The organism is Thalassobacillus sp. C254, assembly GCF_001310615.1.
In genome coordinates, this window is record NZ_BAXQ01000001.1 from 376,150 (window position 1) to 400,550 (window position 24,401).

18 protein-coding genes, 6 pseudogenes and 2 other annotated features are annotated in these 24,401 nt (G+C 41.0%); of the genes and pseudogenes, 3 read left to right on the top strand and 21 right to left on the bottom strand.

All coding sequences use genetic code 11. The features are described from left to right. Positions 1–47 precede the first annotated feature (47 nt). Positions 48–1,187, bottom strand: a complete 1,140-nt coding sequence (locus tag JCM19033_RS02105; protein ID WP_083465219.1) for a M42 family metallopeptidase — start codon at positions 1,185–1,187, stop codon at positions 48–50. 145 nt (positions 1,188–1,332) lie between these two features. After that, positions 1,333–1,818, bottom strand: a complete 486-nt coding sequence (locus JCM19033_RS02110; RefSeq protein ID WP_054635095.1) for a dUTP diphosphatase — start codon at positions 1,816–1,818, stop codon at positions 1,333–1,335. 203 nt (positions 1,819–2,021) lie between these two features. Here JCM19033_RS02110 and JCM19033_RS02115 point away from each other — a divergent pair, with 203 nt between their 5' ends. Then, entirely contained in the window at positions 2,022–2,411 is a 390-nt protein-coding gene (locus JCM19033_RS02115; RefSeq protein ID WP_054635096.1) for a hypothetical protein, read from the top strand. Positions 2,412–2,442: 31 nt separating this feature from the next. Here the strand turns inward: JCM19033_RS02115 and JCM19033_RS02120 are convergent, their stop codons facing one another. The 7 genes and pseudogenes from JCM19033_RS02120 to ytxC form a co-directional block, all read right to left on the bottom strand. Further along, a complete protein-coding gene (locus tag JCM19033_RS02120; RefSeq protein WP_054635097.1) occupies positions 2,443–3,021 on the bottom strand; it encodes a TVP38/TMEM64 family protein in 579 nt (192 codons plus the stop codon). A 28-nt stretch (positions 3,022–3,049) separates the two neighbouring features. After that, a complete protein-coding gene (locus JCM19033_RS02125; protein ID WP_054635155.1) occupies positions 3,050–3,325 on the bottom strand; it encodes a DUF1294 domain-containing protein in 276 nt (91 codons plus the stop codon). A 168-nt stretch (positions 3,326–3,493) separates the two neighbouring features. After that, positions 3,494–3,850, bottom strand: a complete 357-nt coding sequence (gene rplT / locus JCM19033_RS02130; RefSeq protein ID WP_054635098.1) for a 50S ribosomal protein L20 — start codon at positions 3,848–3,850, stop codon at positions 3,494–3,496. Positions 3,851–3,888: 38 nt separating this feature from the next. Next, positions 3,889–4,086, bottom strand: a complete 198-nt coding sequence (gene rpmI / locus JCM19033_RS02135) for a 50S ribosomal protein L35 (RefSeq protein ID WP_054635099.1) — start codon at positions 4,084–4,086, stop codon at positions 3,889–3,891. Positions 4,087–4,181: 95 nt separating this feature from the next. Further along, positions 4,182–4,703 carry a translation initiation factor IF-3 gene (gene infC / locus JCM19033_RS02140; RefSeq protein WP_054635100.1) on the bottom strand — a complete coding sequence of 174 codons (522 nt, stop codon included), beginning with the start codon at positions 4,701–4,703 and terminating at the stop codon, positions 4,182–4,184. A 179-nt stretch (positions 4,704–4,882) separates the two neighbouring features. After that, positions 4,883–5,012, bottom strand: a sequence feature (ribosomal protein L20 leader region). Between the two features lie 142 nt (positions 5,013–5,154). After that, a pseudogene (thrS, locus tag JCM19033_RS02145) lies at positions 5,155–7,098 on the bottom strand (threonine--tRNA ligase). Positions 7,099–7,210: 112 nt separating this feature from the next. Next, positions 7,211–7,439 (bottom strand) — a binding site (T-box leader). A 79-nt stretch (positions 7,440–7,518) separates the two neighbouring features. Continuing rightward, positions 7,519–8,391, bottom strand: a complete 873-nt coding sequence (gene ytxC, locus JCM19033_RS02150; RefSeq protein ID WP_054635101.1) for a sporulation protein YtxC — start codon at positions 8,389–8,391, stop codon at positions 7,519–7,521. Between the two features lie 209 nt (positions 8,392–8,600). On the opposite strand from ytxC, the pseudogene JCM19033_RS02155 reads away from it, so the two are divergent. After that, positions 8,601–9,111: pseudogene (locus tag JCM19033_RS02155) on the top strand (transposase); the annotation flags it as partial. A gap of 403 nt (positions 9,112–9,514) precedes the next feature. Here the strand turns inward: JCM19033_RS02155 and mqnC are convergent. Continuing rightward, positions 9,515–10,623: pseudogene (gene mqnC, locus JCM19033_RS02160) on the bottom strand (cyclic dehypoxanthinyl futalosine synthase). Between the two features lie 385 nt (positions 10,624–11,008). Here mqnC and JCM19033_RS02165 point away from each other — a divergent pair. Further along, complete coding sequence (locus JCM19033_RS02165) at positions 11,009–12,103, top strand: hypothetical protein (RefSeq protein WP_054635103.1); 1,095 nt, start codon at positions 11,009–11,011, stop codon at positions 12,101–12,103. A 116-nt stretch (positions 12,104–12,219) separates the two neighbouring features. On the opposite strand, the gene dnaI is transcribed toward JCM19033_RS02165, so the two are convergent. The 11 genes and pseudogenes from dnaI to hflK all read right to left on the bottom strand — a co-directional run bounded on the left by dnaI (position 12,220) and on the right by hflK (position 24,321). Continuing rightward, positions 12,220–13,167, bottom strand: coding sequence for a primosomal protein DnaI (dnaI, locus tag JCM19033_RS02170; protein ID WP_054635104.1), 948 nt, complete (start codon positions 13,165–13,167; stop codon positions 12,220–12,222). Then, a complete protein-coding gene (locus JCM19033_RS02175) occupies positions 13,167–14,615 on the bottom strand; it encodes a replication initiation and membrane attachment family protein (protein ID WP_054635105.1) in 1,449 nt (482 codons plus the stop codon). Before JCM19033_RS02175 ends, dnaI begins: the two co-directional genes overlap by 1 nt. Positions 14,616–14,738: 123 nt before the next feature. After that, a pseudogene (gene nrdR / locus JCM19033_RS02180) lies at positions 14,739–15,205 on the bottom strand (transcriptional regulator NrdR). Between the two features lie 195 nt (positions 15,206–15,400). After that, complete coding sequence (speD, locus tag JCM19033_RS02185; RefSeq protein ID WP_198508968.1) at positions 15,401–15,784, bottom strand: adenosylmethionine decarboxylase; 384 nt, start codon at positions 15,782–15,784, stop codon at positions 15,401–15,403. Positions 15,785–16,091: 307 nt separating this feature from the next. Next, a pseudogene (locus JCM19033_RS02190) lies at positions 16,092–17,119 on the bottom strand (glyceraldehyde-3-phosphate dehydrogenase). A gap of 239 nt (positions 17,120–17,358) precedes the next feature. Then, positions 17,359–17,961, bottom strand: coding sequence for a dephospho-CoA kinase (coaE, locus tag JCM19033_RS02195; RefSeq protein WP_054635107.1), 603 nt, complete (start codon positions 17,959–17,961; stop codon positions 17,359–17,361). 82 nt (positions 17,962–18,043) lie between these two features. Beyond that, positions 18,044–18,694 (bottom strand): sporulation membrane protein YtaF, encoded by a 651-nt coding sequence (gene ytaF / locus JCM19033_RS02200; protein WP_054635108.1) that lies wholly within the window; start codon positions 18,692–18,694, stop codon positions 18,044–18,046. Between the two features lie 95 nt (positions 18,695–18,789). Then, complete coding sequence (gene mutM, locus JCM19033_RS02205; RefSeq protein WP_054635109.1) at positions 18,790–19,623, bottom strand: DNA-formamidopyrimidine glycosylase; 834 nt, start codon at positions 19,621–19,623, stop codon at positions 18,790–18,792. 12 nt (positions 19,624–19,635) lie between these two features. Then, a pseudogene (gene polA, locus JCM19033_RS02210) lies at positions 19,636–22,263 on the bottom strand (DNA polymerase I). Between the two features lie 181 nt (positions 22,264–22,444). Continuing rightward, positions 22,445–23,359, bottom strand: a complete 915-nt coding sequence (hflC, locus tag JCM19033_RS02215) for a protease modulator HflC (RefSeq protein ID WP_157049702.1) — start codon at positions 23,357–23,359, stop codon at positions 22,445–22,447. Further along, the gene (gene hflK, locus JCM19033_RS02220; RefSeq protein WP_306301191.1) at positions 23,359–24,321 is read right to left on the bottom strand and encodes an FtsH protease activity modulator HflK; all 963 of its coding nucleotides are present in this window, start codon (positions 24,319–24,321) and stop codon (positions 23,359–23,361) included. The genes hflC and hflK overlap by 1 nt, the downstream gene beginning before the upstream one ends. Positions 24,322–24,401: the final 80 nt, after the last annotated feature.

Sequence of the window (24,401 nt, forward strand, 5' to 3'; positions counted from 1 at the left end):
AGTACTTGGAGCTTTCTCAATGGTGCTGTAAAGCTTTTCATACTGTTTCACAAAAGAAAGAGAACGCCCCCTTCAATATCCAGGTGCGTTCTCTTTCTTTTTAGCCAAAAGTAATTTCTTTTAACTTTATCTGCATCCAGCTTTTTAATGACGGCTACGATGAGTTTTACAGCATTTTCAAAATCATCTCTATGCAAAATGCCGGCATGAGTATGGATGTATCGAGTAGGCACAGTGATCGATAAAGAAGGGACACCGTCTCCAGTTAAATGAATCGCCCCCGAGTCTGTGCCTCCGGCTGCAACGACATCAAATTGATAAGGAATACCTAGTTCGTCTGCCATTTCCGTGACAAAGTCGCGAACCCCTTTATGAGATACCATAGAGGCATCATAAACGAGCACCTGGGGGCCCTTCCCCATTTTAGCAAGGGCATCTTTTTCTGTTACCCCTGGTGTATCGCCAGCAATGCCTACATCAACCCCAAAGCCAATGTCTGGTTTAATAGCATGAGCGGAGGTCCGCGCTCCTCGAAGACCTACCTCTTCTTGAACGGTCCCTACTCCATATACTTCATTTGGATGAGACTCGCCTTCCAGCTGCTTTAATACTTCTATCGCAATTGCACACCCTATTCTATTATCCCATGCTTTAGCCATAAGCATTTTTTCATTTTTTAACACTGTAAAATCGCAAACCGGAACAACAGAGTCTCCCGGTTTCACTCCAAATTCCTCAGCTTCTTCCTTGCTTGTCGCACCTATATCAATAAACATGTCCTTCTTATCAACCGGTTTCTTTCTCTGGTCTGCCGGAAGGATGTGTGGAGGCTTTGAACCTATGACACCAGAGATATTCCCTTTAGAAGTCATGATGGTAACACGTTGAGCAAGCATCACCTGTTCCCACCAGCCGCCGACGGTTTGAAACTTCACAAAACCATTATCATCAATGCTCGTTACCATAAATCCAATTTCGTCAAGGTGGCCGGCTACCATAATCTTCGGACCGCCTGCTTTTCCAACTTTTTTGGCAATCAAGCTTCCTAAATTATCAGTTGTTATTTCATCAGCGTACGGCTCAATGTATTTCTTCATTGCTTCCCTAGGCTCACGCTCGTTTCCAGGAATACCGTTTGCATCCGTAAGTTCTTTTAACATTTCAAGAGTTTCATCAAGCTTTGTCATATAGAAACCTCCTTATGTATCTCAACTGCAAAAAGCAGCCGGATCATTACTAAGTCCACGCTTAGAAAACCCTGCATTCAGTATAACGATATTTTGTGAGTGACTCAAATATTTTTCCTGTATTACGTAGATTTACCAACTGCGATTAATACCCTTCATCTTGTCTTTCGTGATTCTTTTGGTTTTTTTCTATATAGGCTTCTTTCACTTCTTCTGGAGAAAAACCAAGGGCCTTACCTAAACCGAGATATACAACCAGCAAGGTCACAAAGGACTCTTTCTTCGGTTCTTGTCTTAAGGAAAAAATTGCTTCAAACACCTTGTGAAAATTCTCTGTCAAGGTGGAAGCCGGCTCTCCTGCTTCTATAGTATCTCTTTGCCATCCTCCATCAATACCAAGGGATAAAATAAAATGAAGACCATCGACATATTCTTCTAAAATAACACTATTTGAAGAAGGCGGCTTTTGACTCCAGTACTTAAAACATCTTGTTTCATTAGCCAATTCACCAATCTCCACTTCCAGAGCAAGAATTTTTGAAGAAAAAAGATCCTCTCTCTTCAAACGATGCTCTTCAAGTATTCGATCATCCAATTGTTTTTGCAAAGTAAAAAGTCGGGTAATATTCATTATGTACACTCCTTTATCACAAAGATTTAAATGAGCAGTGAAGAAATTTCAAATATAATCAAAAGTGAAACTATCTTACTTTATTTTCGTATACAATAAGGAAAAGGACAAACAATGCTCGGCATGCTGCCTGTCCAATTTACGGACTGTGCCTGCTTTGTCTTGAGTCTTCATTATTATGTTATAGGAAGGAGAAAACCAATATGGCTTTGCTCTTTCGTGCCATTATTATCATCGCGATTATCATTCTTATCTATGCTTTAATAAAATATATTTTCAATCCTAAGCGAAAGCTTGAACTCGCCCATGAAAAAAGAGATTTTTACTTTCTGGATGACAAACAAAATGTCCGCAAAAACTTTTCTCTCACTTATAAAGGCGTTATGTTTGAGGGGGAAAAATTCCTAGGAACCACTGAAGAGGCTTTTGAAGTCATTTCTGTCTCCATGTGGCCTAAAAATATCGACAGGCTCAAAGGCCTGGATCGTAAAGACTTTGAGTTTATTGAACGAGAAATACTTTCAGAATATCCCCATGCCTCTGTGGAGTGGAAAAGTCCGGTAAAAGAATTTCTTCGAAAAACTGAAAAATAAAACTTGCTGCTTAGGAGAAGCAGCAAGTTTTTTATGAGGCTGAACGATTCGGCAGGAACTCTTTCACCTTATAAAATAAATGCTTGTTTCGTGAAATAAAAAATAAAGAAATAAGAACAGCTGTCATAAAAAGACTTGCATACCATGGCATTTCTCTCATCACATGGCCAAAAGAAGTATAAACCAGAGCAGGTGGGATGCTGGCAAAAAACGCTAACTTCACATACCCGCGGAAACTTCCTGTCATTTCCATAACATAGGCATTAAGTAAATGAAAATGAATGAAAGGCATCATTCTGAGCAGCATAATTTCCGGAATCGTAATTTCCTCTTTCCCTCCGAGCCATTTTTCTTTCCAATACCTTATCTTCTCCCTAATAAATGGAAAAAAGGACACTACTCCATAAAAAGCGATACTTACAGCAAGGAGTCCCACAACAGAATAAATCGTTCCATAGATTGTACCGAAAAGCATTCCGCCAATGATGCATACTACTGCTACCGGAATAAAAAAGAACTGTCTAATAACATGAAAAACAATAAAAAGAACAGGAGCTAACCAGCCGCTCACTTCGATGTAATAAAGTATAGATTCTATGTTGCTCTCCATTGGCTGCCCTCCTTTATACATTCTATGCTTAAACTACTGTGGTAACTACTGCAGCTGTTATTATTAACACCTGAAATACCAGGAGAACAGGTATACCTGTTGAAAACTTCTTCTTTCTGGTTTTATGGCGAATAACGTGCATGAGCAATAAAATACTCGGGCTCCCGCCTAAAAAAGCACACAGAAACAAGGTTTTCTCTGGAATCCTTCTTCCTTTTTTACGAGCTCTTTGCTTATCTATTATAAAAAGCGATCCTGCAATTACGTTCATGATAAAGATATAACTTCCTGCTATATATTCCATTATACTCTTCATTCTTTCTAATGAATGGTTATTTTTCACAGTTGTGAAATTTTTTCAGAAAATCATTCTCTGCTTATGAAAGCAGATACCGATAAGCAGTACCTTTTTTCCCAAAGCAAAAAGGCGCCAAACCGGGGCGCCTTTTTAAAATAAGCTATGAAAGATAGACTACTTCAAGCTTGATTTTGCTTTATCAGCTAATTCTGCAAAAGCTTTCTCATCATTTACAGCAATATCAGCAAGCATTTTACGGTTAATATTGATATCAGCTTGCTTAAGGCCATGCATTAAGCGGCTGTAGGATAGACCGTTTGTACGAGCTGCCGCATTGATACGTGTAATCCAAAGCTTACGGAAGTCACGTTTCTTTTGGCGACGGTCACGGTAAGCATACTCCAAAGACTTCATTACTTGTCCTTGTGCAGTCTTAAATAAACGGTGTTTAGAACCATGATATCCTTTTGCGAGTTTTAATACTTTCTTACGACGACGACGAGCGACATATCCGCCTTTAACTCTTGGCATCGTAAACCCCTCCTTTATTAAATCAATTTATTATAGTTTTACTTGTAAGGCATTAAGTCTTTGATACGCTTTTGGTCACTTTCATCAACATAACCAGTTTTGCTTAGGTTACGCTTTTGCTTTTCAGATTTATTACGGAACATATGGCTTGTGAAAGCATGGCTGCGCTTTAACTTTCCATTTCCTGTTTTTCTAAAGCGCTTCGCTGCGCCGCTGTGCGTTTTCATTTTAGGCATCGTAATATCCTCCTTAAATCTTTGTGTTGAGCCCTGGATAATAAATGTAATCACTTGCTGCTTATGTCTGTAGCAGACGTTAAACCAGCTCTATATTACTCGTTATCTTTCTTATCCTTTTCATTCTTTGGAGCAAGAATCAAGAACATGCTCCGGCCTTCCATCTTAGGCTTTGTTTCTACTGTGGCCACATCTTCACACTCTTTTGCCAAGCGCTCGAGAACTTCTTTTCCGATCTCCGAGTGGGTGATCATTCTGCCGCGAAAACGAATCGCTGCTTTCACCTTATCTCCTTTGGTCAAAAACTTCCGTGCATTTCGAAGCTTTGTGTCAAAGTCATGCTTTTCAATGTTAGGACTTAAACGCACTTCCTTAACGTTAATAACAGTTTGCTTCTTCCGAGCCTCTTTTTCTTTCTTTTGCTGCTCATAGCGGTACTTGCCGTAATCCATAATCCGGCATACCGGAGGCTTAGCATTTGGAGCCACCATAACTAGGTCAAGGTTTGCATTTTGAGCCATTTCTAAAGCTTCACTTTTGGACTTTACCCCAAGTTGTTCGCCACTTGCATCAATGAGGCGTACTTCGCGAGCGCGAATTCCGTCATTGAGTTTCATATCTTTACGAATAATGAGCCACCTCCAAAGAATTTGTGAATCAAAGCATTCATAAGCACAAACGCCAAATTGCGAATGTCAGTCTAGACGTCACTTATCAATCAGCAGGTTTACCGTTCTTTTTTATGGCTGGCTGTGTCAGAAGGATGATCCTTCTTTTCTCTACAGAACATCAGCCTTTAGGCAAAAAAATGCAGGCGCACATAGCGCCCACATGATGTCTGTATAATACGCAGTATTAATACCACCATACCTGTCAACAGCCTTGTGCGTCAATCAGGTGAGAAGCGGGCGCTTCTGCTTGCTTTGGTTCCTTATTTATTCATTACCATCTAACATTATCATAATGAACTGAAGGTGTCAATTCATTTCTAATTTCAATGGGTTCAATAGGGAATGATGTCCCAAGAAAATATATTATCTTAATCTGTCACATAAATCAAGTATATTTTTATTGTTTTTTTGAACGATCAGAAATCTCAGTAGTGATTTTTTCTATAAACTGTTTTAATGAAACTGACTCAGATTTTTGCTCACCATATTTGCGTACATTAACACCTTCAGCCTCAATCTCTTTATCTCCGAGGACAAGCATATAAGGCACTTTCTTCATTTGAGCTTCACGGATTTTATAACCGATTTTTTCATCTCTTGTATCCACTTCTACCCGCACTCCGGCTTGACGCAGCTTATCCTCTACCTGTTTGGCATATTCCATATGAACCTGTGCAGATACTGGAATCACCTTTGCTTGCACTGGAGCAAGCCACGTTGGAAATGCGCCTTTGTACTCTTCAATTAAGAAAGCAACAAAACGTTCCATGGTTGATACTACCCCGCGATGGATAACAACAGGACGATGTTCCTGGCCATCTTCACCAATATATGTTAAGTCAAAACGATTCGGCAGATGGAAATCTAACTGTACGGTAGAGAGCGTTTCATCTTTCCCTAAAGCCGTTTTCACTTGCACATCAAGCTTGGTCCATAAAATGCCGCTTCTCCTTCTGCTTCCACGTATTCCACGTTCATGTCATCCATTGCTTCCTTAAGAAGAGCCTGGGACTTTGTCCACATTTCATCATTATCAACATACTTTTCTTTATCTTCCGGATCGCGATAGGAAAGACGGAAATAGTAATCCTCAATACCAAAGTCTTTATATACGTTTTGGACAAGTTCAACTACCCGTACAAATTCATCTTTCAACTGGTCCGGCCGGCAGAAGATATGAGCATCATTCAATGTCATGGCCCTGACTCTCTGGAGTCCTGCAAGAGCACCTGACATCTCATGGCGATGCATCGTCCCAAGCTCGGCGATTCGGACTGGAAGGTTACGGTAACTGTGAAGCTGGTTCTTATAAATCATCATATGGTGAGGACAATTCATTGGGCGCAGGACTAAGTCTTCGTTATCCATCTCCATAGTAGGAAACATGTCATCTTGATAGTGATCCCAGTGGCCTGAGGTTTTGTAAAGCTCTACGCTTCCCAGTACAGGCGTATACACATGTTCGTAGCCTAATCGCTCTTCCAAGTCAACGATGTAGCGTTCAATTACTCTGCGAACCGTAGCTCCTTTTGGCAGCCAAAGAGGGAGACCTTGTCCTACTTTTTGACTGACGGCAAAGATATCAAGCTCTTTCCCAAGCTTACGATGATCTCTTTCTTTTGCTTCTTCAATCATTTTCAAATACTCATCAAGCTCATTCTGCTTTGGAAAAGCAGTCCCATATACACGCTGCAGCATCTTATTGTTGCTGTCTCCGCGCCAATAGGCACCAGATATATTCATCAGCTTAAATTTCTTTAGCTTCCCGGTACTTGGCACATGGACACCCCGGCACAAATCAAAGAATTCACCCTGTTCATAAATCGTCACAGTCTCTCCTTGAGGAATTGCATCAATCAGCTCAAGCTTCAGGTCATCACCGAGTTCCTGGTACATTTCCTTTGCTTCTTCCCTGGATACTTCCTTACGTATAATTTCATGATTTTCATCAATGATTTTTTGCATCTCTTTTTCTATTTTGGGAAGATCCTCTGGGTGAATGGTTTCAGGCATATCAATATCATAGTAAAAGCCATTTTCTATGACTGGTCCTACACCAAGCTTAACATCTTTATATAAACGTTTTAGAGCCTGAGCCATAAGGTGAGCTGTACTGTGACGAAGAATTTCTATTCCTTCCTGGTTCTTCAGAGTAATGATTTCAATTTCCCCGTCCTCTTTTATAGGGTACGTAAATCAATCTCCTGGCCGCTTAATTTACCAGCTACAGCCTGCTTTTTCAGACCTGGCTGATGGAAGAGGCAATTTCCTCTGTTGTTACTCCCTGTTCAAATTCTTTTACAGTACCGTCTGGAAAGGTAATTTTCACTTGTTCAGACATTCTCTTCACTCCTCTTAAATCGTTCACATACGCGGACTGGGAAATAAGGTATTTGCTCAACAATTGAAAGGGAAAAGAAAGATTTTCAGACACAAAAAAACACTCCTCCCTCATAAGGGACGAGTGTGGCCCGTGGTTCCACCCTTTTTTCCGCTTTCTAATTAAAAAAGCAGCTCAAGACCAGATAACGCCTGGCAGGCGTCAGCAGTTACTAAGACAGTCTGTTCCCTGCTGATGTTCAGAGGTGGTAAGAAGCAATTCCGCGATAGGAAGCTTCCAGCCACAGGCTTCCCTCTCTGTCATCCGTACGTTACCTCTCTTGTCCTCTTCCCTACATTTTCCCGTCATTCATTATGGTAGTAATTATAGAGAGATTAAAAAATAAAATCAAGCACAATTCTGAAGAGAAATTCATGTCCCTTACTGGATTTGCTTTAAGTTCAGACTGCTCATGAAATGAAGAGGGTATACTTTTACCCTTTCCTGAAATACAGCCTGCAATGTTTGAATGACTCCGTGTTCGTCCGAGTTACTATAAATATGCAGCAGTTCCGGAGCCATGCTGACAAGAGGACTGATAACCATTTCTTCCGGGAGAAGCTCCTTCTCAAATACCAAGTCTTTAACGAGACAGCGCATCCTCATTTGTGTAGTAATTTCATTATAGTTTTCATCAAAGAATCTCACTTTTTCACCGTACACCAGGTGAACCACCGGTACGGCCGGGACCGTTCTATTAACAAAATCCCGAAAACTTTCAACCATTGTCTGATATTCTTGTTCCCATTTATACTCATCAATTGTACATTCAAGGGCGTGTAGAAGACAGGAAAAGTACTTCCCGATTCTAAACGTCAGGAAAGGTTCCCACTGCAGCTGTTTATTTTTTTTCAAATCCTCCAGCAGGGGCTGATAAATAAAACATTCTCTATGGTAAAAATGGGAATAAACCGGCATTTCGGCTTTTTTTCCGTCCAGAACGGAAAAAGCCATCTCCAAAATTTCGGCAGCTACTTCCACATCGTTGTATAAAAAGACGTCCTGAATGTTTGTAAGAAGCCATTCAGACTCCTTTGTATCTACAACATGCTTAGTGAGTACAGCTGAAATATATGGAAGAATCCCATGTTCCCATTCTTCTTTTGTTCCATTATAGGACCAAAACAGAGTGCTGTCCTTTTTTGTTACACTTCCTATATTTAATCCTCTTTCCTCAAACTCGGATACTGCTTTTTCGAATAGATTGTATACGTGACTGCTCTCTTCTCTACAATTAAACATGATTGAAAACATGTTAATACCTCCTTGCCCCCATAGGCTCCAGTCATCCTCTCGTATGTACAGTCTTGGTTCCTGTTATATACATATGGGGACATGCTAAGGAACATGCCGTTTTTTTTGAACTCAATCTCCCTTCGTTTTAGGAAGCTTTTTCACAGCCCGGTCCCTTATATATGACAAAGTCAAGCCCTACTACAGTGAAGACAACGGTCGTCCGCCCATTGACAATGCCGTTATGCAAAGGAATAGAAGAACGGAACACCATGGGTGTTATCGCTCACCGTCGCTTTAAGCCTAAGAAGGGATATATGCCAAAATGGAAATATACCTACGATAAAGAATCCAATACCTATACATGTCCAAATGGGATTACCCTGACTTATTCGACCACGAACCGTGAAGGCTATCGTCAATATCACTCTGATCCTAAAATATGTGTAAACTGTCCTTTACTTACTAAATGTACTAACGCTAAGAATCACAAAAAAGTTCTTACCCGGCATGTTTGGGAAGAAAGTAAAGAGAAAGTCAGGGAACACAGACTTTCCAAAGAAGGAAAGACGATTTATAAAAAGAGAAAAGAACGATTGAGCGAAGCTTCGCGGACGCTAAACAGCTCCACGGGCTTCGCTACTGCCGGTTGCGCAGCTTGAAAGGGCATCGGAACGGGTGCTGATGACAGCCACAGCGCAGAATATAAAGAAGATCGCCAACCACCTCACAGCCAGCTAAGGGGTGTTTTTGTATTTTTAGAGCAAATAAAATGGCTGGAAGACTCTCCAAAACATTAGGAACCCACGCTTTAGAAAAGCATGGGTTCCTCCCTCGACAGTCTTAGCGCCTGAATAGGCGTTTTTTTGTGTACCTATACGTTGATTGTTCAAACATCGCGAGACGCCTGCGGGAAAAGCAAGAGCTGAAGATCCGCCGGGGGTTTCACCCCGGCTAGCTGAAGCCTTGCCTGCGGCATAGAAGACACCGTGAAAGCGAATGAAATGAGGATTGAACGGATGTCGCACTTGTACCTTTAGGTGCAAGCGAGTGTACTTTTGAACAATCAACAGAACTAAGTAAGGGCCCTCACCCGCGGTGAAGGCCCTTCTATTTAGCTCAGTTTTGTCCCAGCCTCTTTTCGTTAGTTTTGCATAATGAAATCTTTCTCAGCAGACTGGTCTCCTTCAAAGACTTTAAGAGTATTATACTTTGTATCACGCTGAGCCGGGATTTTCCCTGCTTCTCTAATAAGCTGAAGGATTTCATTAGTATTTACTTTGTGAGTTGTTCCAGCTGCTGAAACAACGTTTTCCTCCATCATTGTACTTCCAAAATCATTACAGCCGAATTCAAGAGATCTCTTTCCGACTTCTGGCCCCATTGTAACCCAAGAGGACTGGAAATTAGCAATATTATCAAGGAACAGGCGAGAGATAGCTACATTCTTTAAATAACCTTCAGGAGTGATTTTCTCACCCTTCATATTTGTATTATCTGGCTGGAATGTCCAGGAAATGAACGCCAGGAAACAATCGGCTTCGTCCTGTGCATCACGGATTCTTTGCAAATGAAGAGCTCTTTCTTCATTAGATTCCCCTAATCCTATTACCATTGTCGCTGTCCCATGCATACCAACTTTCTTTACGGTTTTCATGCATTCAAGCCACTGATCGTGGGTACACTTCAGTCTGCTGACCTTTTTGCGAGTTTCTTCGGTAAGAATCTCTGCGCCTCCGCCAGGGACTGAATCCAGGCCTGCTTCATGAAGATCTCTTAAGACCTCTTCAAGAGTCAGACCAGAAACTTCAACCATTTTAAAAATCTCCGCAGGAGAAAAAGAATGCATAGTTATTCCTGGGAAACGTTTCTTAATATTACGAAGAAGGTCAGTGTAATAACTAAATGGAAGGTCCGGGTTTGTGCCGCCTTGCATTAAAATTTCAGTTCCATTAACGTCCTGGGTTTCCTGGATTTTTTGGAAAATTTCTTCATCGCTTAATACGTATCCTTCAGAGGAACCGGGTGCTCTATAAAAAGCGCAAAAACGGCAGTACGTATCACAGAAATTGGTGTAATTGACATTCCTCCCAATCACAAACGTTGTGATAGGTTCGGGATGCCACTTTTTCGTCAATTCATTAGCTGCTGCTCCCATTTTTCAATTTCATCACTCTCATATAAACGAACCGCATCTTCTTGAGTCAAACGCTCTCCGTTTACAGCTTTTTCTAAAATTGCATCTATACTCATCTTTCATTCCCCCAACTGCTTACATTGATTGTATCTCCAGCCCGGCAAGGAAAAGGCTGGGTATGGAGCCTTCTATGGAAATCTGATCATTAGTAGTAATGGTTATGTGAACATTACGTTAATCGTATCACAAAAACGTGAAGATTACCTAACAGAGAAAACAAGACACATCGTATAAACATTTTTTCTGCCTATAAAAAAAATAGGAGAAGACTAACCTGTAAGCCCTTGATATATAAGCCAAATTCGTTCTACACCAAAAATACATTTGCTTCCTATATCATAAGTAGTTATTCACCTTTACGAAAATAATAGAGAATAAGAAAAATGAAAATCGTTAAGCCTAAGGAGGGCAATAAAGAGCAAGAGTACTAGGAGGCCATTAATGAAAGTCGCAATTATGGGGGCGGGAGTCTCAGGACTAACCAGTGCTATTATTCTCGAAAGAAATGGAATTCCTTTTGATATTTATGAAAAAAGAGGAGAGGCAGGAGATCGTTTTGTAAACGGCGAAATCTTTTTAAATTTATTAACTCCTGTTAACGATTGCATTACTTACTTAGCGGAAAGTCATAATATTTACATAAAACCCGAATCACATATTAAAAAAATTATTATTACTTCTCCGGAGAAGCAAGCTGAAATCCACGGGCATTTTGGCCACAGCATTAAAAGAGGAAGGACTTCTTACTCCTTAGAAAAGCAGCTGGAAGAACAAGTAAAAACCCCTGTACATTTTCACTCCACCTGCTCCTACAAAGACCTAGTACAGGGTTATACCCATGTCATTTTAGCTACAGGGGATGCTGATTATGCTATGGATATCTCAGAGTTTCAAAATGACATAAATGTCACCCTTACTGGTGGAATGATATCGGGAAACTTTGATCCTGGTACTCCTATGGTATGGCTGGATAACAACATTTCACCGCTTTCCTACGCTTATATTATCCCATTTTCCAGGGTGAAGCCCACATGGCACTTGTACCCTGAATATAAATCAACAACCACATATGATTCACATGCTTTACTATCACGGTTTCACGATAAAGCAGCCAAGGATCTGAAACAGGATCTAGTGATGAAGGACAGATTTGAGGTGAATCATTACAAGCTTGGGATATGCCAATACCCCAGAATAGGAAACACCTTCCTTACTGGAAATTGCTTTGGAAGCGTTATGCCATTTCTCGGTTTTGGACAATTTTCTTCTATTCTGACAGGGATCTATGCTGCCCAGGATATTATTGGCGAAGGGAAATACGAGGAATTAACAAAGCCTTTGCGAAAAAGTTACTATCGTTCCTTAGTTCTTAGAAGAGCCTGGGAACAATTGGATAACAAAGGATACGACCGTCTAACAAAAATTGCCGGCACTCGTTTATTTGAAAAAGCAATAAACAGTAAGTTAAATTCAGCAAAGGTAGCATCTATGCTTGCCGCTCCCCTGGTGAAAACAGCAAATCTGTCTCGAAAATAAAAACATTATCCAGACAACGGCTGTTTTCAGCTAGTCTTCCCGTCGCTACCAACGTAAAAGAGCTGTTAAGAAAAAATCTTAACAGCTCTTTCCCATTTTCCTCTGGAAAGCTCAAATTAATGTGGGATGTCAGCTATATTCTCTTCGATTCTTTCCTTCAATAAAACTGGAGTGGTTAACGGTTTAATTCTTTCCATGATTCTCTTTGCCTTTAACTGTTCAATTCCGCCCTTTTGGGAATAGGCTAAATGCTCTTCAAGTTCTTCGTAATCATAATTAGATGTGAATAAGGTTGGAAGCTTTTCCATCATTCGATAATGTAATATCACACCTAAAATATCATCCCTCACCCAGCCGGACATGGTTTCCGCGCCAATGTCATCCAATATTAGAACAGGAGCTCTTTTCACTTCATCGAGCTTTTCCTGAACTGTCCCATCAGAAACTGATTGCTTCATCTCCCTGAAGAAATCGGGCACATACACAATCATGCTTGCAATATGCCGCTGAGCCAGTTCATTCATTACTGCTCCCATTAAGTAGGTTTTGCCTACTCCAAACTTCCCGTATAAATATAACCCTCTGCCGTTTTCTCCAGGCTGCGCATTTAATGCAAAGGCCAGGGCTGCATTACTAGCAGTCAATCTGGTGTCATGATCCTGTTCTACTTGTTCAAAGGTAGCATCTAAAATGTCTCTTGGTACATACAGGCTTTTGATCAATTTTTGCAGTCGTTTACGTTCATCCTCCCGCTGCTTCAGCTGGCAAGAGTTATATCTGATTTCCAGCTTCCCTCTCTCTGTAAAAAGCGCCGGCTGGTACCCAGTTAGAAGGTTTGGGCAATGGTCAAGACCAGGACATGCATCACAGTTTTCCCACTCTTTTTTAAACTCATATAATTTTCCGATATTGTTCTCAAGCTCTTTTTCCGGGATCTCCTCATTCTTTCGTAAGAACTCCTGGACTCGGGAATATTGGTAAACACCCTGCTTAAGACGATCATACCGGTTTTCCCATTTTTGATCCTTCATCATATTTTCAAGAGCTGACCGGATGGAATTCATTATGATTCACCTCTATTCTTACGGTTCTCATGCCTTTTTCTCATCATCTCTTCAAAACGCTGCTTTTCGATTTCCATTTCTTTTCGACCAGAATCTGTCGAAACCTTTTCCTTGGATTCTTGCTCCTCCGTCAACCATTTAGGCAGTTTGTCTTTACGAACTTGCGGACGATAAGGACGACTGTTTCCCGAGGCAGCACCTTGCTTTGAGTTTGCTTTTTCAGCTAACGCTTTTTTCGATTTGTTTTCTTCCTTAGCCAGGTTCATGGCCTCTTTCACCGTGTTTAATTGCTTACGCGACCAGTGACCTGCTATCTTTTGGATTAAGGTTTTGTTAAGCTTCATATTGTTTGTTTTCATTACATAATCAATAAGGACATTTACCACACCAGGCTGCAGGCGATACTCCAGGATTAATGATTCTACAATTTTAATATCAGCAAGGGGCACCTTTGCCCCGTCTGATATGCTTTCAAGGAGCATCACCGGAGAAGTCGATTCATAAAAGTGAATCATCTTTTCTTCCTCTGTTACAGGCTCTTTTTCTTCCATTATTCGATGTTTGGCAGGATGGGTTCGATATGCTAAAGCAGGCGGCTCAGGACCATACTCAAAACGATACCAGTCCTGAACCTTCTTCCTTAGTTCACTAATTTCCAACGTTTCCCCGCCAACAAGAGACTGTTGAATCAGTTTGCTCATCTCTAAGGGACCAAGCCGATATACAAAAGCCAGACGGGCAATCGCATCTTTGGCTTCTTCACTGAGTATGTCTTCTGTCTTGATAAATGCCGGCAAGTCTGCTTTAAGAAGCTCAAAGTCAAAGCTGCTTTGATCCAGAAATGGATCCTTTCCTGACGGGCGCTGAGCAAAACCTTTTCCCTTTTCTTCTGCCATGATCATTTCTTGCGCTTCCTGATTTTGCATTACCATTTCTGAATGATGCAAGGATGCAAATACTTCGTTAAAAGAAGACGTGATTTCTGTGCACGAGGATTCATCTATCGTATCTAACATAAAACGGTCTCTCGTCTTTCGGTACTTCTCTTTTCCTAATCTATTGTAAAGGAAAACACTAAGCACGTCATTTTGAAAAAATTGCTTGGGAGACATTGGAGCCTGCAGCTCATAGATAAACAGCGATGAACCTTCTTCAGCTTGCTTATATGTTCGAAGCAAACCTATCCCTTCCAGTTTTCGCCTTTCCTCAAATATCTGGTTTAACGGGGCTCCCATTACCAGCATCAGCTCTTGATGGTTTGACTCATCGCTCCAGTAGGAATCTTTCTCCAGTTTGCTCGCAAGTGTCATGTACAGACTTACTGCCATGGAACCGATTAAAGGCTGATATAAAAGACTTAATACTTTTTGGTCTCCTTCGCATGGCTTTTCATCTGTTCGGACACAATAGCGGTCGATAGGAAGTAGCTCTTTCCAATGCCAGCTCATGTTCCTCCCCCTTATTTATTCCTTTCACTGAAAGCTTGTTATTATCAATTTATTATTGCATCTATGAAAAAATATGACATACAAAAAAAGGAGCTAAAGCGGTGCGCCCTAAGCTCCGTCGTCTTACTCTTTTTTTTCATCCTTGTTAATTAATTCCTTAAGTTCATTAATAAATACATTAATATCTTTAAATTGACGGTACACAGAAGCAAACCTTACATAAGCGACATCGTCCACTGAAGCCAGTCTTTCCATTACCAGCTCTCCAATTTCTTCACTCATCACTTCTGATTTTCCGTCTCCTCGTAATTGTTTCTCTACGTTATTTACTATTGCTTCCAATGTTTCAAGCGCAACCGGACGCTTCTCACAGGCTCTTATCAGCCCCCGAAGAATCTTTTCCCTGCTGAACTCTTCTCTTTCCCCGCCTTTTTTGACTACGATCAAAGGAAGTTCTTCAACCACTTCAAAAGTCGTAAAACGGTAGTGGCAGGATTCACATTCTCTTCGGCGGCGAATTGAACGGCCTTCATTGCTTGGCTTGAGTCCAATACTCTGGTTGCGTTTGAATGGCATGCTGGACAAAGCATAACATCATCTCCAGTTTGACCCTGGATGCTACCCAGGTGACCTTCTTCTCCATTTCTCTTCATACTATCATATCATTCATGCAAGAGGTTTGGAAAGGAAGCAAACACAACCATTTTCTATTGTAGTTAGACAACTTTTTCATATGTAAGGAAAAAATATGAAAAAAGGAGTGCCACGAAGGCACCCCTTTTAATTTATAATACTTTTGCGATTGGCTTCTTTACTTGTACAGGTCCCATTCCTCTTGGGACTTCTACTACTTCCTGCGTCTCTGCACCGAGCGCTTCAGAAATATAATTAGAAGCCACATTTGGATCGATGCGATCTCCACATGTGTATACATCAATGCTTGCATACCCATGTTCTGGAAAGCTGTGGATTGTAAGATGGGATTCAGAAATAATCACTACCCCGCTCACACCGTGTGGAGCAAATTTATGAAAAGCCACTTCTCTTACTTCTGCACCTGCCCGTAAAGCTGCATCTACAAAGACCTGTTCAATATAATTTAAGTCGTTTAATTTCTCAATACTGCAACCCCAAAGTTCCGCAATGACATGTCTTCCCATTGTATCCATAAGCGGCATCCCCCTCATTTAAAAATACTTCATGCATACTCAAGCATGGAGGAAATCGTTACTACGGGGGAAAGTTAGTTCTCAGAGGCCCTAACCCTTTCAGTAACAACAGTTCCTTATACAGCTTAGTCGAAGTTCACGAAATTTAGTATACTTCCTTTACTCAATTTTTGCAATAACGTAATGATATTTTTATATTATCTTTAAATTTCTCCTTATTCTTACGTTTTACTTCATTTTCTTATAATGGATGATTATGCAGAAAATCAGCAAAAGAGCACCAGGCTTCCTGATGCTCTTTGTATATTTATGCCCCAACCGGTGATGTTTTATTAATTCCGTTCGCTACATGGTTCACTAGATCAACAACCCGGCAGGAATATCCCCACTCATTGTCATACCATGCAAGCACCTTTACTTGTTTGTCATTCATTACCATCGTAGACAGGCCATCGATAATGGAGGAGTTTTCATTTCCATTATAATCAACAGAAACAAGAGGATCATTGTTGAAAGCGAGTATTCCTTTCAATTCACCATTTGCAGCTATTTCAAATGCCTTGTTTACCTCTTCGACTGTTACATTCTTTTTCAAGTCGACAACTAAGTCAACAAGAGAGACGTTAGGAGTCGGAACTCTTAAAGCCATGCCATTCATTTTCCCTTCAAGTTCAGGAAGGACTTTAGAAAGTGCTTTAGCAGCTCCTGTAGAAGTAGGATGATTGACTGGCCGCAGGCTCTTGCTCTTCTTAAATCCTTGTGAGGATTATCAATGTTCTTTTGGTCATTTGTATAAGAATGTACGGTAGTCATCATTCCTGTTTCAATTCCAAATTGTTTTTCCAGTACTTTTACGACAGGTGCCAGGCAGTTAGTAGTGCAGGACGCATTGGACACAACATCATGTTTTTCAGGGTTATAGTCTTCTTCGTTTACACCCATTACGATCGTTACATCTTCATTTTTTCCAGGGGCTGTAATAATGACTTTTTTTGCTCCTGCTTCAATATGAAGCCCAGCTGTTTCTTTTGACTTGAACTTCCCGGTTGCTTCAATAACGATATCCACACCAAGCTCCTTCCAAGGAAGCTCTTTTGGATCACGCTTTTGAAGAAGTACAATTTCTTTTCCGTTTATAAACAATTTATCGTCTTTCGCAATAACCTCCGCATTAAAAACGCCGTGAATCGTATCATATTTTAAAAGGTGGGCTAATGTTTCCGCAGGATAACTTGCGTTAATGGCCACCATATCTAATTTGTCATCAAGGATTGCTTTTCTAAAAACCATTCTTCCAATTCTTCCAAACCCATTTACTGCTACCTTAACCGTCATAAAGGAAGCCTCCTCTGTTATTTGTGATATACTAAATAACCTTTTGTTAAAATTAGTATAACACAAAGAGGTTTCATCGTACTATAGTTTTTATGAAAACGGTACAATAAAGATGACAATTTTTTCTGAAGCGAGATATGTAAAGAAACTCCTCTTTTAGTCTTTTCTTTCTATAGGTTGTACGAGAAACAAAAAAGCTTTAAAAACCAAGGGATAACCTTAGAATTTAAAGCTTTTTTCTAGTCAGCTATAGGGAGTTTCCAATTCCATAATACATTCTTCAACTGTTTTTTAGTATCTTCTCTTGAACCGCCATTATCAATCACTTTATCGGCAAATTCTCTTTTTTTAATTAAAGGCATTTGCGACCGTATTCGATTAAGCGCATCTTCTTCACTTGATTGATCTCTCTCCATTAAACGTGCAAGCTGAATATCATCTTCCACATATACAAGGAGCACTTTATCCACCATGAATTGAAGCTGGTTTTCAATTAGAAGCGGAAGGTCAAATACAATATGCTCATGTCCTTTATCCTGGAGTTTCTCTTTCTCTTCAATCATTTTAGAACGGATGGCCGGATGCATAATTTGATTTAAAATCTCCCGGCGTTTATCATCTTCAAAAATTAATTTACCAAGGGATTTGCGATTGATAGTTCCGTCAATGTTTAAAATATTAGAGCCAAAGGCTTCTATAATTTGTTCATAAGCCTGCTCTCCCGGCTCGGCTACTTCCCGTGCTATTTTATCAGCATCGACAACCGGAAGTCCCCATTCTTCCATCAAACCAGCAACAAAGCTTTTACCGCTTGCAATTCCGCCTGTTAATCCTATAATCACATGAACTCCCCCCTTTCTTTGTGAACGGTTAGTACAATTTATGTAAAGGAGACTCTCTAGCCGCAATGGAAAGAAAGTCCTGTTACAAGTTTAATACACCAAGCACAATCAACAGCACTCCGGGAAGAAAAGACATGCTTTTCACCCAGTTTACTCCGGACAGCCTGTAACCGCCTTTCATACCAAGTGTTACAAAAAAGGCACACATAAAAGCTACAGTACCAGCAAGAAAAATAGGGCTGATTCCAATTAAAGAGGCTCCAATCCCTGCTCCAAACGCATCCAGTGATAAAGCGATTCCTAATAAAAATGCTTCACGGAGGCTGATAGTCCCTGATCCATCCACATCTGCAGCTGTAGGCTTTTTAAGTATGCTGATGACAAGTCCCAGCCACTTAATTTCAAAATTTATGAAAAACCCATCTTTGTCTTTTCCTGTCTTCTGTTGCTCTTCTTTCCCTTCTGATGGTTTAAGTACTTGATAAATTGCCCAGAGGCCAATCATGATCAATATTATGCCTCCGACAGATTCAGCAAAGCCTGATGATACATAGCGCTGAATGATACTGCCAAATCCTGAGGCTATAAGCACTGATACTGCTGAACATCCGGCGATAAAAATGAGAGCTTTTAATGGAAGCTTCATTTTTCTCAACCCATAGGTTAACCCTACTCCAAAGCTGTCTAAACTTACGGCGAAGGCAAGCACCAACAATGAAAGGACTTCTGCCATACAGATAAGCTCCTCTCTCCATCGCATACTTTACGATAAGTATATGGCAGGAGCCTATCCGATGTTCATCGGCAGACAAAAGTCCCTTCCTATTTTCAACATTTATTTTTCTGGCTGGCATCCAGGCAAAAATGAGTGCCTCTGCCAGCTACAACCAGCTTTTCGATTGGAGTCATACAGTTTCTGCACTCTTCCCCTTGCCTCCCATATACATAAAGATGAAGCTGAAACATGCCCATGTCACCTTTGCTGTTTACATATGAGCGAACGGAGCTTCCGCCCTTATCTACAGCTTCCTGAAGTGTTTCCACAATGGTTTGATGAAGTCTTACTAACTCCTCATGATGTAAGGTGCTTGCTTTGGCATTAGGTCTGATTCCGGCTTTAAATAAGGCTTCATCCACATAAATATTCCCAAGTCCGGCTACTGCTTTTTGATCAAGAAGGACCGCTTTAACATTTCGAGTCGTTTTTTCAAATGCTCTTTTCAATACCTCAGGCGTAAAGTCCGGCGTTAGAGGTTCAGGACCGAGCTGCGCAAGGGGAAGAGCGGTCTCTTCCGTCCCTTTTTCGAAAAGATGCATGGTTCCGAATTTACGTACATCCCTGTATCTGAGCTCAGTTCCATCGGTAAATAAAAAGCGCACATGTGTATGTTTATCTGCTTCTTGTCCATCAGACATTTCGTAGCGGCCTTCCATTCGAAGGTGGGAAACAAGAACGAGGTCGTCCAGATGAAATTTTAAGAACTTACCTCGTCTTGTAATTTCATGAATTGTTTGCCCATGAATAAGAGTCCGAAAAGCTTCCTGATCATCGGGTCTTTTTATAATTTTTGGCCAGGTTATTGTAACCTCTTTGATTTCTTTTCCTTTGATAAGCTGGGTGAGCGTTTCTTTTACTGTTTCTACCTCAGGAAGTTCAGGCATGTATCTCTCTCCTTATTTTGCATCATACCAGGTATCTCCGTATGAAACGTCTGCCTTTAATGGCACATCAAGTGAAATAGTTTGTTCCATTTCTTCTGCAACAAGCTCTTTCATGACCTCAAGTTCTTCAGGCGGCACTTCAAAAATCAGTTCATCGTGCACCTGTAAAAGCAGGCGGCTTTTCACCTTTTCCTGCTCCATTCGCTCACTTACGTCCACCATTGCTTTCTTAATAATGTCAGCAGCCGTTCCTTGTATTGGTGTATTCATAGCCGTCCGCTCGGCAAAGCTTCGGCGGTTGAAATTGCGGCTTGTAATATCAGGGAGATAGCGGCGGCGGTGCATAAGAGTTGTGACGAAACCCTTTTCTCTTGCTTCTTCTTTACTGTTTTCCATGTATTCCTTCACTTTGGGATAGCTTTCTAAATAACGATCTATGAATTCCTGAGCCTCTTTACGAGTTATACCAAGGCTTTGAGATAAACCATAATCACTGATACCATAGACGATTCCAAAATTAACCGCTTTGGCACTTCTCCTCATGTCATTAGTAACCCCGTCTTCTTCCACGTGAAAAACATCCATCGCTGTCTTTGTATGCACATCCATGTTGTTTTGAAAAGCTTCCAGTAACCCTTTATCCCCTGCCATATGAGCTAAAACTCTCAGTTCAATCTGTGAATAGTCAGCTGCAAGTATAACCCAATTGTCTTCCGATGAGACAAAAGCTCTGCGAATCTTTCTGCCTTCTTCTAAACGAATTGGTATATTTTGCAGGTTGGGTTCTGTTGAGCTTAATCGTCCGGTTTGGGTAATTGCCTGATTAAAGGTCGTATGAATTTTGTTTGTCTCAGGATGAATAACCTTTAACAACCCATCTACATACGTTGATTTCAATTTAGAAACCTGACGGTAATGAAGAAGCTTAGGGATAATCTCATGACTGTCTTGAAGCTTCTCTAAAACATCAGCTGACGTAGAATACCCCGTTTTTGTTTTCTTGATAGGAGGAAGATTCAATTTTTCAAAAAGGATAGGTCCGAGCTGTTTCGGTGAATTAATATTAAACTCGGTTCCCGCCAGAGCATGTATTTCTTTTTCAAGCTCTTTTAATGTTTTATCTAATTCCGCCCCCATTTTTTCAAGCTGCTCTGCATCAACTTGTACACCTGTCGTTTCCATGTTCCCAAGAATGAGCGACAAAGGTAATTCAAGATTTGAAAAAAGCTCATGCTGCTCGTTTTCTTTCAGATCTTTCTCAAGTTCTTCTTTTAAGGTAAATATCGTTTCACCCTTACGGACTAGGTGCTCTGCCAGAATATTTTCTTCTGGTTCTGCCCGCTTTGCCCCTTTTCCGTAAACAGCATCATCCTGGTCGACAATTTTTTTCTTGTATCTAGAAGCGATATCCGCAAGCTCATGTGAGGAAGTTGAAGGATCAATTAAATAGGAAGCAATTAACATGTCAAAATTCACACCGGCAAGAACAATACCTTTCCAGCCAAGGGCTACGACTGCTCGTTTCGTATCAAACATTAGTTTCTCTGCGGTCTCATCAGCTGCCCACTCTCTGAAAACTTCAGATTCCATGGCAGCCTTGGCAGGAATGTAATACCGTCCTTTTTCATTTACCAGGGCTATCCCCCATATATCAGCCTGGTGATAGTTTTCCTGAGGAACTTCAACAACTAACGCTGAAGGAGAAACCAGGATGTCCTTTGTTACTTCCTCCACGCTTCTGTAGGTAACATCCTTTAAATCTTCTTGAACTTCCGTTTCTCCGTCATCAAACCTTTCAAGGAGACTTGAAAATTCAAGTTCTTTAAAGATCCTTGTGATCTCCTTTGAATCATACTCACCAAATGTGACTGTGGAAAGGTCCACATCAACAGGTGAGTCACGATCAATGGTAGCCAGCTCTTTGCTCATCATTGCCTGGTCTTTATTTTCCTCAAGGCGCTCCTTCATTTTTTTCCAGAAATTTCGTTGATCGAGTCAAGTACTTTTTCAATCGTGCCGAATTGTTTAAGTAATTTAATGGCTGTCTTTTCTCCTATCCCGGGAACACCAGGGATGTTATCAGAACTATCCCCCATAAGACCCTTCATATCGATAATCTGCTCGGGATGGAAGCCATATTTCTCTTCTATGGCATTCATGTCATACGTTTCTACGTTGGTAATCCCTTTTCTGGTTAAAGCGACCTTCGTCTTTTCACTAACGAGCTGAAGCAGATCTTTATCTCCTGAATAAACTTTCACTTCCCAATTTTGTGCTTCTGCTTCCTTCGACAGAGTACCGATAATGTCGTCAGCTTCATAGTTCTCAATTTCAAACCTTGATATGTTGAACGCATCCAGTACCTCCCTAATAAGAGGAAGCTGCTCAGAAAGCTCCGGTGGAGTCTTTTGGCGCCCTGATTTGTATTTTTCATAAGTCTTATGACGAAAGGTTGTCTTGCCTGCGTCAAATGCTACAAGCATATGAGACGGCTTTTCTTCTTCAATTACTTTCAGCAGCATCGTAGTAAACCCGTAAACCGCGTTGGTGTATACCCCTTTTTCATTATTTAAAAGGGGCAGTGCAAAAAAAAGCCCGGTAGGCAATACTGTTTCCGTCAATTAAAATAAGCTTACTCATGGAGAAAGCTCCTCTCTCTGTATAAGTTACAATGTTCCACTTCTCATGTAGAGTTATTTTATCATATCCGTTCCCTCAGGTCAGACTCAGGAACTCATTCTGTTTTTCGTTTGCCAGTCGTTTTAAAAAGCTCTCTGCCTGTTATAGGAAGAGAGCTTTTTAACTTAGTCAATATAACCCATCAGTATTCGGCATATGGTGAATCAGCTGGCAAAGTAATGACCGTTTCATCTTCAATTGTCGTACGGTAGCTTTCAAGAGTACGGTATAGTTCATAAAATTCCGTGTCCCTTCCAAAAGCCGCATTATAAACTCTGGCTGCTTCTGCTTCACCTTCACCAATAATCTCACTTGCATCCGCTTCTGCCGTTGAGATTATCTCCTGGACTTCCCGGTCCGTATTTGCACGTATACGGTTGGCCTCTGCATCCCCTTGTGAAAGGTACTCCTGTGCTGTAGACTCCCGTTCAGAGATCATCCGCCGATGAATAGCCAGCTCATTGTCTTCAGGAAGGTCCGTTCTCTTCATCCTTACATCTGTAATAATAATGCCATAATTATCACGGGCTAGAAGCTCATTGACTCTTTCTGTCACCCGTTCATTAAAGTCACCCCGGCCCGACTCTTCCTCATTTATTATTTCATCATAATCCATCTGCCCTAATTCTGCCCTAATGACTGAAAAAATAAAATTAGACATAATGGATTCTGCGTTTTCTATGGTTCTGGCGTTTCCAATCATAGCCCGTGGGTCCTCTACACGCCATACAGCATAATTATCAACCAGCATTCTCTTTTTATCCCTTGTGTTTATTTCAGCAGGATTGACATCGTAGCTCATTTGATATTTTGGAAGAGAAGAAACAGTCTGGATAAATGGGATTTTCACATTAAGTCCCGGCTCCTCTTCAATTCTCACAACCTCTCCAAACTGCCGGACTACTTTGTACTCCCCTTGTTCCACGATAAACAGGTTAGAAATTCCTATGATTAGAAGGGCAAGCAAAACAACAAGGACAATAGCCTTCTTAATCCATTTCCCTATATTTTCAGGCCCTCTTTTTTCGTTAAAGTTCACTATATTATTGTCTGCCATCAGCTGTTCCCTCCTTCCTCCTGTTCGTCTTCTTCCACTGAATCTGGTTCTTCTTCATCTACGTTTTCCTGTAGTTCTTCCTCATCAGGCTCTTCCACAGGTTCTTCAGGCTCTTCCACTTCCTCCGAATCATTGCTTCTTCCTTGATCAGCCAGTACAGCTTCCTCTTCACGTTGCTCCATAGGACGAAGAGGCAAGTAGTTTACTGTGTCCTGATTGCTGTCCAGTATAAAAATATCTGTGCCAGGAAGCACATCTTCGAGTGTTTCTAAAACAAGTCTCTGCCTCGTAACTTCAGGGTTATTTTGATATTCTTCGTAGAGAGCGTTAAAACGTGAAGCATCCCCTCTGGCTCTTTCTATTCTTTCTGCTCGCTGTCCCTCAGCACGGGAAATTATCGCATCCTGTTCCCCTTCAGCTTCATTTATTTCCTGGTTACGGTATCTATTAGCCTGATTAATCTTTGTTAACCGTTCTTCTCTCGCATCTGTCACTTCAGTAAAGGCACGTCTTACCTCCTCAGTTGGAAGCTCTACGTCCTGAAGCTTTACATCGAGGACGGTGATCCCAATGTCATAGCGATCAATAAGTCCAGTTAAATTATCAAAGACTTTTCCTTCTACTTCCGGCCGTTGATCTGTTAATACATCATCGATTAGTGAGCTTCCAATGACCCCACGTAAAGATGCAGAGGTAGCGTTATGTAAGATTCGTTCAGGATCATCGACGTTAAATAAATACCTCTCCACATCCGTTATTCTCCATTGCACGACTAAATCGGCAAATAGGATATTTTCATCCCCGGTGATCATTTTTGCCTCATCTGTGTATTCGGTCACTTCTCCATCCTCTTCCACATACCCAACCCTTAGGCTGTTCGTAGAAATAGGAAGTATTTCTACTCTTTGCACCGGCCAAGGCAGCTTAAAGTTCAGACCTGGCTCGGAGACTGTTTCTTCCACTGCTCCAAAGGTAATTAATGCTGCTTGTTCTGATTCATCGACCGTATACCAGCCTGTAATTAAAAATAAAGCTAAGATAA